12 protein-coding genes are annotated in these 13,988 nt (G+C 60.5%); 8 read left to right on the top strand and 4 right to left on the bottom strand.

Features of this window, described 5'->3' with window-relative positions; genetic code table 11:
• Nucleotides 1–274: 274 nt before the first annotated feature.
• From L901_RS03395 to L901_RS03380, 4 genes are read left to right on the top strand one after another with little or no spacing between them, the layout of a single operon-like run.
• Nucleotides 275–1,297 (top strand): ABC transporter permease, encoded by a 1,023-nt coding sequence (locus L901_RS03395; protein WP_020813122.1) that lies wholly within the window; start codon nt 275–277, stop codon nt 1,295–1,297.
• The gene (locus L901_RS03390) at nt 1,297–2,184 is read left to right on the top strand and encodes an ABC transporter permease (protein ID WP_003524723.1); all 888 of its coding nucleotides are present in this window, start codon (nt 1,297–1,299) and stop codon (nt 2,182–2,184) included. The genes L901_RS03395 and L901_RS03390 overlap by 1 nt, the downstream gene beginning before the upstream one ends.
• 4 nt (nt 2,185–2,188) lie before the next feature.
• Entirely contained in the window at nt 2,189–3,025 is an 837-nt protein-coding gene (locus L901_RS03385) for an ABC transporter ATP-binding protein (RefSeq protein ID WP_059753486.1), read from the top strand.
• Complete coding sequence (locus tag L901_RS03380) at nt 3,025–3,783, top strand: ABC transporter ATP-binding protein (RefSeq protein ID WP_059753483.1); 759 nt, start codon at nt 3,025–3,027, stop codon at nt 3,781–3,783. The genes L901_RS03385 and L901_RS03380 overlap by 1 nt, the downstream gene beginning before the upstream one ends.
• 384 nt (nt 3,784–4,167) lie before the next feature.
• Here L901_RS03380 and L901_RS03375 read toward each other — a convergent pair whose 3' ends face one another.
• The 3 genes from L901_RS03375 to L901_RS03365 all read right to left on the bottom strand — a co-directional run bounded on the left by L901_RS03375 (nt 4,168) and on the right by L901_RS03365 (nt 7,632).
• On the bottom strand, nt 4,168–5,766 hold the full coding sequence (locus L901_RS03375) for an ABC transporter substrate-binding protein (RefSeq protein ID WP_059753480.1): 1,599 nt from the start codon (nt 5,764–5,766) through the stop codon (nt 4,168–4,170).
• 81 nt (nt 5,767–5,847) lie between these two features.
• Nucleotides 5,848–6,477, bottom strand: coding sequence for an SGNH/GDSL hydrolase family protein (locus L901_RS03370; protein WP_059753478.1), 630 nt, complete (start codon nt 6,475–6,477; stop codon nt 5,848–5,850).
• 6 nt (nt 6,478–6,483) lie between these two features.
• Entirely contained in the window at nt 6,484–7,632 is a 1,149-nt protein-coding gene (locus L901_RS03365) for a mandelate racemase family protein (protein WP_059753476.1), read from the bottom strand.
• A 438-nt stretch (nt 7,633–8,070) separates the two neighbouring features.
• Here L901_RS03365 and L901_RS03360 point away from each other — a divergent pair, with 438 nt between their 5' ends.
• Entirely contained in the window at nt 8,071–9,099 is a 1,029-nt protein-coding gene (locus L901_RS03360) for an LLM class flavin-dependent oxidoreductase (protein ID WP_059753473.1), read from the top strand.
• A gap of 75 nt (nt 9,100–9,174) precedes the next feature.
• Here L901_RS03360 and L901_RS03355 read toward each other — a convergent pair whose 3' ends face one another.
• Nucleotides 9,175–10,482 carry an NtaA/DmoA family FMN-dependent monooxygenase gene (locus L901_RS03355; protein WP_059753471.1) on the bottom strand — a complete coding sequence of 436 codons (1,308 nt, stop codon included), beginning with the start codon at nt 10,480–10,482 and terminating at the stop codon, nt 9,175–9,177.
• A 358-nt stretch (nt 10,483–10,840) separates the two neighbouring features.
• Between L901_RS03355 and L901_RS03350 the strand changes: the two genes are divergently transcribed.
• The 3 genes from L901_RS03350 to L901_RS03340 are packed head-to-tail and all read left to right on the top strand — an operon-like array spanning nt 10,841 to nt 13,981.
• Nucleotides 10,841–11,908, top strand: a complete 1,068-nt coding sequence (locus tag L901_RS03350; protein ID WP_059753468.1) for an ABC transporter substrate-binding protein — start codon at nt 10,841–10,843, stop codon at nt 11,906–11,908.
• 7 nt (nt 11,909–11,915) lie between these two features.
• Nucleotides 11,916–12,806 carry an NmrA family NAD(P)-binding protein gene (locus L901_RS03345; RefSeq protein ID WP_059753465.1) on the top strand — a complete coding sequence of 297 codons (891 nt, stop codon included), beginning with the start codon at nt 11,916–11,918 and terminating at the stop codon, nt 12,804–12,806.
• A complete protein-coding gene (locus L901_RS03340; protein WP_059753463.1) occupies nt 12,797–13,981 on the top strand; it encodes an LLM class flavin-dependent oxidoreductase in 1,185 nt (394 codons plus the stop codon). Before L901_RS03345 ends, L901_RS03340 begins: the two co-directional genes overlap by 10 nt.
• Nucleotides 13,982–13,988 lie beyond the last annotated feature (7 nt).

Raw genomic sequence — 13,988 nt, 5'->3', positions numbered from 1 at the left:
AGCCAGGGACAGGTATCCGCGCATTCCGCAAGGCGGAGAATACAGGCTTTTGCGGTTGCGGCAACGCAGGCACCTTTCTCCAAAACAAAAACGAAAGCCGGGTGAGCCCGGTCTGAAATTTCCACCCCGGACACATATTTCGGAACCTCGGCCAATACGGATTTCGCTGGCATGCGCTTGACAGCCTCCAACACCTGTGACAACTTGCGGATAGTTGTCAGACAGGATTGCGCCTTGGTCACTTGCGCGGTCGATCTCTGGCAAGGGAGGAATCATGTCAAAAAGACGCCTTTCGCTGTATGGCCTGTCCGGCCAGATCGGAAGCATTGCGGTTACGCTGCTTGGATTGCTGTTGCTGACCTTTTTTATCGGCCGCCTGATGCCCGCCGATCCCGTGCGCGCGATTGTGGGCGAGGATGCGACGCGCGAAACCTATGAACAGGTCTATCACGCGCTCGGTTTCGACCGTCCGCTGTGGCAACAGTTCTTCTATTATCTGGGAGACGTGTTCACCGGCGATTTCGGAACCTCGATCCGCACCGGGCGTCCGGTCATCGAGGATATCATAAGGGTCATGCCGGCGACGATGGAGCTGGCGACCTTCGCTATACTGATCGGCGCCGGCCTCGGCATTCCCATGGGCGTTTATGCCGCCGTCAACAAGGATCGCTGGCAGGATCATCTGGTGCGGGTGCTCAGCCTGTTCGGCCATTCCATGCCGATCTTCTGGACCGGCATGATCGCGCTGATCGTTTTTTACGCCCATCTCGGCCTTGTCGGCGGCGGCGGTCGCATGGATCAGTTCTATATCGGTCTGGTGGAGGAGCGGACGGGCTTTCTGCTCATCGACAGTCTTCTGGCGGGTGACATGGAGGTCTTCTGGTCGGCCATCAACCACCTCATCCTTCCCGCCGCTCTGCTCGGTTATTCCTCCTCGGCCTACATCACCCGCATGACGCGCAGCTTCATGCTGGACCAGCTGGGCCAGGAATATGTGACGACCGCCCGGGTTAAAGGCCTGTCGCAGCGGCAGACGGTGTGGCTGCATGCCTTTGGCAATATTCGCGTGCAGCTCGTCACCATCATCGCGCTTGCCTATGGTTCGCTGCTGGAAGGGGCGGTTCTAATCGAGACCGTCTTCGCCTGGCCGGGTTTCGGGCAATATCTCACCAGCAATCTTATCATCGGCGACATGAATGCGGTGATGACCTGCGTTCTCATCGTCGGCGTCATCTTCATCGGGCTCAATCTCCTGTCCGACATTCTCTACCGCTTTTTCGATCCGAGGACCCGCTGATGACGGCCCGTACAGAAACCTCCTTCCGCCTTCCCGTGCCCTTGAACGCGCTGAAGAACATCGTGGTTTTCCTCCTGAAAAGCCCGACATCGGCCTTCGGTCTGGCTGTGCTGCTGCTTCTGGTCATCGCCGCGATTTTCGCGCCCTGGCTTGCGACGCATGACCCCTACGCGCAGGATCTCGCCAACACGCTGAAGGCGCCGGGTAATGGCCACGTTTTCGGTACCGATGAGCTGGGACGCGATATATATAGCCGTCTTCTCTGGGGCGCACGCATCACACTCACCATCATCTCGCTGGTCTCGATCATCGTCGGCCCCGTCGGCCTTCTGGTCGGCACGGCCTCCGGTTATCTCGGCGGCAAGTTCGACACGGTGATGATGCGCATCACGGATATCTTCCTGTCGTTTCCGAGCCTCATCCTCTCGCTCGCCTTTGTCGCAGCACTTGGGCCAAGCCTTAACAATGCGATCATCGCGATTGCGCTCACTTCCTGGCCGCCGATTGCGCGCCTTGCCCGTGCCGAAGCCATGACCTTTCGAAAGGCGGATTACATTGCCGCCGCGCGGCTTCAGGGCGCATCGCCGCTACGCATCATCGTCAAGTCGATCATGCCCATGTGCCTGCCTTCGGTCCTCATCCGCCTGACGCTGAACATGGCGACCGTCATTCTCACCGCCGCTGGCCTCGGCTTTCTTGGTCTCGGTGCGCAGCCGCCCTTGCCGGAATGGGGAGCGATGATCGCCACCGGCCGGCGTTACATGCTGGATAGCTGGTGGCTCGTCACCTTCCCCGGCATTGCGATCCTCTCCGTCAGCCTCGCCTTCAATCTTCTGGGTGATGGCCTGCGGGATGCGCTCGATCCGAAGCAGATGAACCGGAGATAGGGCCATGGAAAAACCAATCCTCGACGTCGAAAATCTCCGCATCCGTTATGGCGGCTCGCCCACCGAGGCCGTGCGCGGCATCTCCTTCACCCTTGGCCGGGAACGGCTCGGCATCGTCGGCGAAAGCGGCTCGGGCAAGTCCACCGTCGGCCGCGCCCTGCTGCGCCTTCTGCCATCGGCGACAATCACCGCCGACAGGCTGGATTTCGATGGCCTCGATCTTCTTTCGCTCGATGAGAAGGAGATGCTGAAGGTCCGCGGTCGGCGCATGTCGATGATCCTTCAGGATCCGAAATTCTCCCTCAACCCCATCCGCCGGGTCGGCGATCAGGTGACGGAAACCTATCTGCGCCATTTCAAGGCCTCGAAAGCCGAGGCCCGGGAAAAGGCGCTGGCCATGCTCGATGCGGTGAAAATCCGCGATGCCGCGCGTGTTTACGAGCAATATCCGCATGAAATTTCCGGCGGCATGGGCCAGCGTGTCATGATCGCCATGATGCTGCTCGCCGACCCCGATCTCGTCATTGCCGATGAGCCGACCTCGGCGCTCGATGTGACGGTGCGGCTGCAGGTGCTGAATATTCTCGACGGTCTGGTGCGGGATCGCGGCATCGGCCTCATCATGATCAGCCACGATCTCAATCTCGTGCGCAATTTCTGCGACCGGGTGCTCATCATGTATTCCGGCCGGGTGGTGGAAACGCTCGCCGCCCGCGATCTCGATCAGGCGCAGCACCCCTATACGCGCGGCCTTCTGGCGGCGCAGCCGCGCATCGGCGGCACGCGTGCGCCGCTTGCGGTGCTGGATCGCCGCCCCGAATGGCTGGAGGAGAACGTATAATGGCCGTTTCCGTTGAAACCCGCGATCTTTCCATCACCTTCGGCAGCGGCCATACGGCACTGAAGGTGCTGCCCTCCGTCTCCTTCAAGGTGGAGCCGGGCGAGTGTTTCGGGCTGGTCGGCGAAAGCGGATCGGGCAAATCCACCGTGCTTCGCTGCGTCTCCATGCTCAACGATTTCTGGACCGGCGATATTCTCATCGATGGCAGGTCGGTGCGCGATATGCCGCTGATCGAGCGCTGCCGCATGCTGCAGATGGTGTTTCAGGACCCCTACGGGTCGCTGCATCCGCGCCAGTCGGTGCGCACCGTGCTCTCGGAATCGCTTGCGATCCATAAGCTCGGCGACCGCGAAGAGCGCATGCGCAAGGTCATCACGGATGTCGGCCTGCCCGTAGCCTTTCTGGATCGCTTCCCGCACCAGCTTTCCGGCGGCCAGCGGCAGCGCGTGGCGATTGCCCGGGCGCTGATCCTCGAACCGTCACTGTTATTGCTCGATGAGCCGACGTCTGCGCTCGACGTTTCGGTGCAGGCGGAAATCCTCAACCTGCTGCAGCGCCTGCGGGAAGAGCGCGGTTTCACCTATATCATGGTGACTCATGATCTCGCCGTGGTCGATCACATGTGCGACCGTTTCGCCGTGATGCTGCGTGGCGAAATCACCGAAATCCTGCCGCGCGACGCCATCGCCGGCAATGGCGCGACGCATCCCTATGCGCGCGAACTGATCGGCGCCTCGCTGGAATATGAAGGCGCGTGACGGCTCCAAGAACGTGACCGTCCTCCTCCGGGGCGTCACGGATAATAACATCCTCCTTCCTTGCCCGGCCTCCCTGCCGGGTATTTTTTTGGGGCAGGCCAAAAATAGAAAAGGCTGGGTGGTGATTGGGCCTCGTGCTGCTGACAAAGCAAAAACCTCTCTTCCGTCATACCGGCCTTGAGCCGGTATCCAGCCAGCCCAAGTCCTTGGGCTGAAAGGCCTCTTTCCGCCGTGCAGACGCATGTCGGCTGGTTCCGGCTCAAGGCCGGAATGACGGAAGCGATATGTTTTCACCAGTCGGAGCCGTTCTGTGCAGTCTTGCCGCAAACAAAAAGGCGCGGGGGTAAGCCGCGCCTTTTCCTGAGCAACCGCTGTGTCGGCGAATTACCGCTCCTTGCTCACCTCTTCAAACCGCGAAAGCCAGGGGCTGACGATCATGCCCTTGATATCGCTGCGGAAGGCGGCGGTGTCGATGACTTCGGAGAAGGGCTGAATGGACATGACGATCTCGTCCATATAGCCCTGCAGCTCCTCATAAAGCTTCGTCTGTTTCGCCACGTCGCGCTCGACCAGCGCCGCCTCGATCATCTTGTTCAGCTTCTCATCGAAGAAGCTGGTGCGCCAGCTCTGGTAATTGGTGAGCTTGGCGTCATCGGCATTGTTGGGATTATAGGCGATGGAGCGCAGGTTATTGTCCGGGTGCGGCTGCTGGCCGCCGCCGCCGCGGCCGAGCAGCAGTTCGAAATTCCGCTCGCGCATCGCGCCGTAAATCTGGTCGCCGGAGCCGCTGATCAGTTCGGCCTGAATGCCGGCCTGCGCCAGCGTGTTCTGGATCGCCGTTGCCGCCTTCATGAAGGGGTCTTCTGAAAGCACGCGCAGTGTCGTCTTGAAACCGTTCGGATAACCGGCTTCTGCCAGAAGCGCCTTGGCTTTTTCGATGTCGAGCTTATAGCCCTGATCCGGCAGTGCGCCCATGACGCCGGTGCTGAGGGAGCGCTGATGCAGCTTGCCGTAATAGGGCATGACGGCCTTGTCGAGACCGTCGTAATCGATCAGGTAACGCAGGGCCTCGCGCACCTTCTTGTTCGCGAATTTCTCATCCTTCATCGAAACGCTGAGGTAATAAAAACCGGAGCCGGGTGTGGATTCGATGGTGACGGCCTTGTCGGCCTCGAGCGATTTCAGGTCCGGCGCCTGAAGGGAATAGGCAACGTCGATATCGCCTTTTTCCAGCATCAGCCGCTGCGACTGCGATTCCGGCAGATGGCGCATCAGGATGCGCTTCATCTTGGCCTTCTCACCCCAATAATCGTCGTTGCGGGTGAGGATGATATATTCGTTGGATTTCCACTGGGTGAGCTTGAAGGGGCCGGAGCCGGCGGAATTCAGCGTCAGCCAAGCGCCGCCCAGATCGCCGTCCTTTTCGTTCTCAAGCGCCGTCTTGCTGTCGATGATCGAGCCGGGGCCGTTCTGCGCAAGGATCATCAGGAGAAGGTTGGGGTCGTCGGGCTTCGGGATATTCAGCACGAAGGTCTGGTCGTTTTCGGCGACGAAGAGCTTGTCGGCCTCTTCCAGCTTGAAGCCGCGAGTTTTCAGGAAGGACGATTGCGCCAGGTTGCGGGCGAGCAGCCGCTTCAGGCTCCACGCCACGTCCTTGGCCGTTATGGCATTGCCGGAGGCGAATTTGGCATCGCCGCGCAGATGGAAACGGATCGATTTCCGGTCTTCGGCAATCTCCCAGCGTTCGGCAAGGCGTGGTTGAACGCTGCGATCTTCCGGGGAAAGCACGACCAGCGTGTCATAGACGTTGTTCAAGACCTGCACGGTTTCGCGGCCGGTAATGGCGGCGGGATCGAGGGTGAGGATATTGCTCATGGTCGTGGCGACGATGAGTTGGTCCTTCGGCGTTTCGGCAAAGGCGCTGAGCGGCATGGCGCCGATCAGCAGGGCGCCAAGCGCTACGGTTGCAAGAAAATGTTTCATCTTTCCTCCCAATACGGCCGGTTCATACGGCCTTTCCACGTTTTGATCCACACGCCCGGTTCCTCCTCGGGCGTTGCAGGATCAGCCAAGAATCTCTCTGACCGGAGCTGCGAGCGCCCGGCCGATTGCCGTCGTTGCCGGCGCATCCAGATGCACGCCATCGACCGGTGAGGCGCAGGCAACCGATCCGGCATCAAAGAAGGCATGACCGAGTTCGCCGGCAAGTTCGCGGTAAAGCGGCGCAAGCCGCAGCGATTGCCCGATATCCCGCCCGCCCGCCGGTTCTCCGCCCGGGCCTGCGACACAGGACGGCGGGGAGACAATCAGCAGTTTCGGCACGGCCTCGCGCGGTTTGTAAATGAAGGTTTCGACGATCTGCGCCAGCCGCCGCATGCCGGAAACGGCGGCTTCCGCCCGCCCGCCATGCACCGGTTTGATGTCGTTGGTGCCGAGCATGATGATGACGAGATCGAGCGGCATGTGGCAGGACAGCGCGATTTCCAGCGCCCGCGCGCCATTGCGGCAGGCCGGGCCGGCATGGTCGTCGTAACAGGTGGTGCGCCCGCCAAGCCCTTCCGGGTGAACCTTCACCTTTCCGGAAAGCGCGGCCTCCAGCACCTCCGGCCAGCGGTGTTCGGCGGGGTGCCGCAGACCCGTTGCCGGGTCCGCGCCCCAGGTGAGGCTGTCTCCGAAGGCGAGCACCGTTTTCATCGCCCGTTACCTCACCCGGTTGTTGTCGATGAAGGTAAAATCGATGTCCTCGCCAAGGCCCGGCCGATCAGGGACATGCACGAAGCCGTCGCGGTCCATCGGGTCGGACAGCGATTTCAGATAATCGTGGCCGTCATCATATTCGAGGAAGGGGTGCAACAGGCCGCGCTCATACCAGCGGCAATTCTTGGTGGCGGCGACAACGTGCAGGTTCATGGCCGTGTTACCATGGACTTCGCACTCCATACCAAAGGCCTCGGCCAGATGCATGGTCTTCAGCGCCGGAGTGATGCCACCGACATCGTTGACGCCAGTGCGCAGAATATCGCAGGCGCCGGCCTTGATCCATTCGGCGCGATGCCAATGCTTGCCGGCAGCGCTTTCCGGGCCGACGACCGGAATATCGAGATTGTCGGAAAGCCATTTGTAGGAGGACAGCGACTGTTCATCCATCGGCTCCTCGATCCAGTCGAAACCGAGTTTTTCGAGGCCACGCCCCAGCGCCAGCGCATCGGTGCGGGAATACCAGTGGAAAGCGTCGATCATCAGGCGAATATCGGGGCCAACCGCCTCGCGCACGGCGGCGCAGGCCTTGAGGTCCATTTTCACATCCGGTGCCCAGCTGACGGGCGGCATCCAGGTGTGCAGCTTGATGCCCTTGTAACCGCGTTTCACCAGCGTTTCGGCAAAGCGGCCGTAATCTTCCGGCGTCGCCAGCCCGCCTTCAAGCTCGTCGCCGCACATGATGGAGCCATAGGCGAGCACCTTGTCGCGATAGCTGCCGATCAACTTGTATACAGGTTGATTGAGCGAGCGGCCGGCAAGGTCCCACAGGGCGCAATCCACCACCGCCAGCGTGCGGTCGGTCAGCTGCGCGGCCGATCCACGTTGCCAATGGGCAAGGTCCTGCCATAGCCGTTCGCGGTCGCGATGGTCCTCGCCGATCAGGACTTTCTTGACGAATTTTTCGATGACATGCGGGCGAACGATCTCCGGCGCGGTGAAGGAGTGACCTTCCTGACCATCTTCCGTGCGGATGGTCAGCATGGCCTGTTCCACCTGATGCGCCGGCCCCGGATGCGCGTGACCGGCGCTGTCCGAGTGGCGACGGGTCGTCGTGCGGAAAACACGGACCTCGACGTCGGTGATGATCATAATTCCTCCCTCATGCAGGTATGGCAGCGTTTGTGATTGCTGCAATGTCATACATGTATGTGTTATTTGTCAACATGTATGGTAATCTGTATTACATGTTGGTGCGGAAAATCAAGGCCATTTGCGCATCGTGTTGCACAGCTCTTCAATGTGAGAGGGCGACTGAGGGATATCTTGCCATTCGGAGAAGAAGGTCCAGCGGGAGGCGTGAGCGCGGCCTATTCCAAAGGAGGGGTGGTAATCCATAATTTTAGTAGACTATTGAATCGCGCAATGATCTTTCAACAAAGGCCGGGACTATAAACGAACATGCCGTGCCAGCCGTGCCTGTCATCATGCATTCTGCGTGGGTATGCGCCGCATTGAACGGCTGTCCGGAACGGGGATGGCTGCATCTGCGCTGCTGAGCTTCAACACTCATTTCCGGACCTTACAGCCATGCCCCTTTCCCATATCTCCCACTTCGCCTTTCTGGTTCCCGGCAATTATCACGATGATGATCCTGCCGACGGGCTGGAAGAAACCCTGCAGCTTTTCGAAGCCGGAGAGGCGCTGGGTTATCACAGTGCCTGGGTTCGCCAGCGCCATCTGGAACGGGGCGTGTCATCGGCAGCTACTTTCCTCGCGGCGGCATCGCAGCGCACGAAACGGATCGGCCTCGGCACCGCTGTCATTCAGCTTGGTTACGAAAATCCCTTCCGGCTGGCGGAAGATCTGGCCACCGTGGATGTCCTGTCGCGTGGGCGATTGAATGTCGGGGTTTCGGTGGGCGCGCCGCCCTTCGCCCATCTTATTTCGGACTATGTCGATACGGTTCCCGATGCGGATTACAGCCACGCCCGCGCCGAAAGGCTGGCGAGGGCCTTGAGATCGGAACCGCTATCCAGCGAGACGGAAGCGGGCAATGCGGCGGGTGCACAGGTGCCACGCCTGCGGCCAGTCGCCGAGGGGCTGACGGATCGGCTATGGTACGGCGGCGGATCGCAGAATTCCGCGCGCTGGGCGGGGAAGGCAGGGTTCAATCTTCTGACAGGGAATATCGTCAGCGGCGAAAATACCGATGATTTTCTGACCGCGCAGGCGGCATTGGTCAGCCGCTTCCGGCAGGAATGGGCGCATGAGCGCCAGCCGCGTGTCGCTCTTGGCCGCGTGATCCTGCCGACCGATAGCGCAAGCCCCGCGACCCGTCGCCGTTATCAGGAATTCGCCGCCGAGCGTGACAGGCGCACGACCTCGCCGCATGGCGCGCGCCGCACGCTTTTCCTGCCTGATATCGTTGGGACGACCAACGAGATTCTGGAGAAACTGTCGCGCGATCCCGTTCTGCCGCACGTCTCGGAATTCCGCCTCGAACTGCCCTATGAGTTCCAGCCGGAAGATTATCGCCAGATCGTCACGGATTTCGCCTCCGTCCTGCCGCAGCTTTCCGGCAGGCGGCCCGTTTTGAAAGTGGCGACGGGCCAATAAAATGCCCCGTTCCCGCTATTCCCGCCTCCAGCGGGAATAGCGGGAGGACACCTTCAACAGCGCCGTATCTGCCGTTCAATCTGGATAAGGCAGGCCATAGCGGTCACGTATTGTCGCGCCTTCATATTCGCGCGGGTAAACACCGCGATCCTGCAGCACCGGCACGACCTTTTCGACGAATTCAGCAATGTCGTCAGGTGCTCGCGGCGGCTGCAGGGTGTAACCATCCACCGTGCCGTCCTGCCAGAGATCGATAATCCCATCCGCCACCTCTTCCGGCGTGCCAAGCAGCAGCCGGTGGTGCCCCTCCGAGCGGCGCACGGCCTCGCGGGCGGTGAGTTTTTCATGGCTCAACAGGTCAGAAAGGCCAAGCCCCATGCCCACCGCCCATTGCCGGTTCTGGTCCGGGATGAAACGTTCCGCATCGAGTTTCACATCGGGATTGAAATCGCGGGGATCGATGCCGTTTTCCTTGGCGAAGCGCGCCAGCAGACCGTCTTCGGAGCCCGTTCCGCTATACAGTTCGTGTTTGCGTAACGCTTCTTCCCGGGTCTCGCCGAGAATAACGACGAGGCCGGGAACGATGCGGATGCGGGATGGATCGCGGCCGAGGGAGACGGCGCGGTCGCGGACCTTCTTGCCGAAGGCCTGACCTGCCGGGCGTGACAGGATGTTGCAATAGATGATCTCGCCATGGCGTGCCGCCAGATCGATGCCGCCTTCGGAGGCGCCGGCCTGCGCGATGACGGGATGCCCCTGCGGCCCGCGAGGAACGTTGAGCGGGCCTTTGACATGGAAATATTGCCCCTCGTGATCGATGGTCTCGGCCGTCGCCGCATCCCAGAAGCGCTCTTCCGGCACTTCGCCTTCGCGGCGCGGATCCCAGCTCGACCAGAGTTTTTTCGCCACGTCGAGAAATTCGGTGGCCTTGGCATATCTCTCGCTGCGCGGCGGCAGCGGATCGTTGCCGAAATTGGCGGCGACATTGGGATTGAAGGAAGAAACGATATTGACGATCAGCCGGCCGCCGGTAACGAGATCGATGGATTGGGTTCGTCTGGCGAAATTATAGGGCGAATTATAGGTGGAGGACACCGTTGCCACAAAGCCGATATCCGGCACCTGTGCGGCAAGCGATGTCGAGAGAATGAGCGGGTCGATGGTGTGAAACGGGCGGCTTGCCGGGTCGGTCAGCAATGCCGGGTGGTCGGAAAGGAAAACGGCGTCGAACCGGCCCTTATGGGCCAGCTCCGTCAGCCGGCGATAATAGCCTATGTCGTTGATGTCGTGCCGGTCTCCGCTCCGGTATTTCCAGGCATTGGCGAGGTATCCGGTGGTGTTGATGCCGACATTGAGATTAAGCCGGCGTTTGGTCTTGCTCATGCTGCCACGTTTCTTTCAGGTCTGTTGGATTGCCGGCCCGTATGACCGGCGCAATTGCGGGAAGCGTAACAGCCGGGGGTCCGGTCGCGAGTTAAAAATCCTTGCTGCTCGGAGAAGAAAAACTTTCATCCGTGGCAGCACCCAAGCGGCGGTCGAATGTGAGAGATGGGTGAGGCAGGCTGGGGAATCCGACCCGAAATCTTGCCATTCTCCAAAGGATATTCCGTCGTCTTGGCGAAGCGCTCACAAGATGGAAACGAATTTCCCCAATCGCGCCTGAAATAGTACACTTTATCTATAGAAAATATTTTATGGCGTGTAGCGTGCCGTCCAGATCGCAATTTCGAGGACGAACGCCATGGCTGATGCCGCCCTTCGCCAGATAACCCAACCCGTAACCGTGTGGTACACACGCTGCCCGGCGCCCACGCCGCTTTCCATCGCGGCGCAACTGGGCTGGATCGAGGACAGTTTCGGCGTCCATGGTATCTCTGTTTCCTCCATTCGCGACGCGGCCGATCCGGCCATTCGCCAGAGCCATTTCGATCATCGTCTGGACTGGTCCTTCCGTCAGGGCGGCAATATTCCGCCGATCTGGGCGAAATCAGGCGGCCGGAAAACACGGCTGGTGGGGTTGACGAGGACCGATGAGTTTCAGGCCGTCATCGCTTTGCCAGCAAGCGGAATAAGCAAGGGCAGCGACCTAAAGGGACGGCGCATCGGCCTGCCGAAACGGCCGAATGAAACCATCGATTTCCAGCGTGCGACATCCCTGAAGGGCATCGTTTCGGCGCTGACGGTCTCGAGCCTCGCCGTTGCGGATGTCGAGCTTGTCGATCTCACGGCGAAAGAGCCGGTGTTGCTCGATCCTTCTGACGACAGGTTCCATGGTCTGCGCCGGCGGTTTCCTTATGGCGAGGAGATTGCGGCGTTGCATCGGGGCCAGATCGATGCGTTTTTCGTCAAGGGGGCGGAAGGCGTCACCGTCGCCAATCTCATCGGTGCGCAGGTCGTGGTGTCGACGGGGTTTCACCCCGATCCGAAAATCCGCATCAACAACGGCACGCCGCGCCCCTTGACGGTGGACGCCACCTTTGCCGATGAGCGGCCCGATCTGGTGGCGGAACTCGTCGCCACCGTACAGCGGGTTGCCCAATGGGCAAATGACAATCCGGCGGAAGCCGTGTGTTTCATCGCCCGCGAGATCGGCGTCAGCGAGGAGGCGGTTCTGGCTGCGAATGGCCCGGATGTACACCGCAATCTGCGGCTCGATCTCGATCCGGCGGAACTGGAGGCGCTCAGCCACTTCAAGGATTTCCTGCAGGAATGGAAATTCATCCCCGAAGATTTCGATGTGCAGGACTGGGCCGATCCACGCGCCATTTCTGCGCTGCGGGATGCCGCGCAACATACCGCTGGGAGATGAGAAGGTCATGGTAGCCACCATTCTTGTAACGGGTGCAACCGGCAAGCTCGGGCAACGGGTCGTCAGCCGTCTTTTGCAAAAACAGGTAGGCGTTCGGGTGCTGACCCGCAGGCGCGAGGAAGCGCTCAAGCTCTGGGGCGATAGGGTCGAGATTGCGGAGGGAAATTTCTCCGATCCGGCCAGCCTGAAGGAGGCCTCGCGCGGTATCGAGACCGTCTTTCTGCTTTCCCCCATCGGTGAAACGCTGGTAGCGGACCAGAAGGCGGTCATTGATGCCGCCCTCTCAGCCGGTGCGTCGCGGATCGTGAAAATATCCGGCTCCGACTGGACCATTGAGAACGCCGTACATTCCATTTCGGGGGCAGCGCATGCCGAGGTGGAACGGCATCTGGCCGCAAGCGGTATCGCGTATACGGTGCTGCGGCCGAATGCCTGGATGCAGGTTGCGCTGGAGCCCGTTGTTGCCGCGCTGCGCAAGGGGGAGGATGTGCCCGCCCGCTTTGGCGACGCGGCTGTCTCCTTCATCGATGCGGACGATATTGCCGATGTCGCGGTTCATGCGCTCACCACAAGCGCACCTGTTTCCGGCACTCTGGTGCTGACCGGTGGCGAAGCCCTGTCGGCGCTGGAAATCGCCCGCATCGCGGCGCGCATCCAGCATCGGCCCGTGGGAATTTCGGACAATGCCGCCCCGGCCTTGCCGCCACATATAGGCACGTTTGAACAGAAGGCGATCGGCGAATTCGGCCAACTCATCCGCAAAGGCCTTGCGGCGTCCGTCAACAATACCGTCCAGCAGATTACCGGCCGGTTGCCCCGCAGCGTGGAGGACTATCTGCGTGTCCGGTTGGCAACCACCCCGCAGGATCATTCCGAGGGAGAAAAGACATGGCGTTGACTGTTCCGCTGCCTGAAGGTTCCGAGCTGAAAGGTCTCGACCTGAAAAGCCCGGCCGATTTCGAAGACAGCCCGCTCAGCCGGGCGGTGAAGCAGCCGCTGATGCTGGGCCTGTTCCTTAATCTGCAGGACATCAATTTCTCCAGCCTGCCGACCAGCAACAGCTGGACCTTCGATTATAATGTCGAACTGGTGAAGCGCGCGGAAGAGCTTGGTTTCGAAATCGCCTTCAGTCGCACGCAATGGCTGCCCAAGGGCGGTTATGACGGCGAATCCTCGCTCGACAGCTTCATCGCGCTTGGCGCCATGGCGGCGGTCACGAAGAACATTCTGCTGATCTCCACCATCCATGTGCTTTATGGACCTCTGCATCCGCTGCATCTCGCCAAATATGGCGCGACGCTGGATCATATCGCCAAGGGGCGCTGGGGCATCAATATCGTCACCGGCCACCGCGCCATCGAGCATGAAATGTTTGGCTGGCAGCGTATCGACCACGACAAGCGCTACGACATGGCCGGCGAATTGTTCGATGTTCTTCATCGCCTTTGGGGTGAGACCGAGAATTTTTCCTATGAAGGCAAGCTCAATCCCTGGGCGATCAACAATGGCTGGATCACGCCGAAGCCTGCTTTCGGACGTCCGCCGCTGGTGACGGCGACAGGTTCGCCCGCAGGCATCGATTTCGCCGCCCGTCATTCCGATCTGGTTTTCGTCACCTCGCCCGGCGGCGCGCATATAGACAGCGCGCTGGAAACGCTTCCCGATCATGTCACAAACATTAAAACCCGCGCAAAGGCCTATGGCCGGCAGGTGAAGACGATCATCAATCCGATCATCGTCAGCCGCGACACGGAGAAGGAGGCGATCGCCTATGCGGATGCCATCGAGGCCGGAAAATCGCAGCCCGGCACGCGGGCCTTCGCCACCAATAATTACGACAGCGACGCCCATGCCTGGCGCGGCCGTGGCGATGCGCGCCACAAGCAAGGGCGCAATCTTGGCGGCAATATCGAAATCATCGGTTCGCCGGAGCAGGTGGTAGAGCAGCTTGTCGGTTTGAAAAAGGCCGGGATCGATGGGGTTCAGCTGAATTTCTACGATTTCCGCGAGGACCTCGACTATTTCGCCGAACGCATTCTGCCGCTGATGAAAGAGGCGGGCCTGAGGCTCTGACGCCTCT

The organism is Agrobacterium sp. D14, assembly GCF_001526505.1.
GTDB classification, from domain to species: domain Bacteria; phylum Pseudomonadota; class Alphaproteobacteria; order Rhizobiales; family Rhizobiaceae; genus Agrobacterium; species Agrobacterium leguminum.
This window is presented reverse-complemented; position numbering and strand designations above follow the sequence as displayed.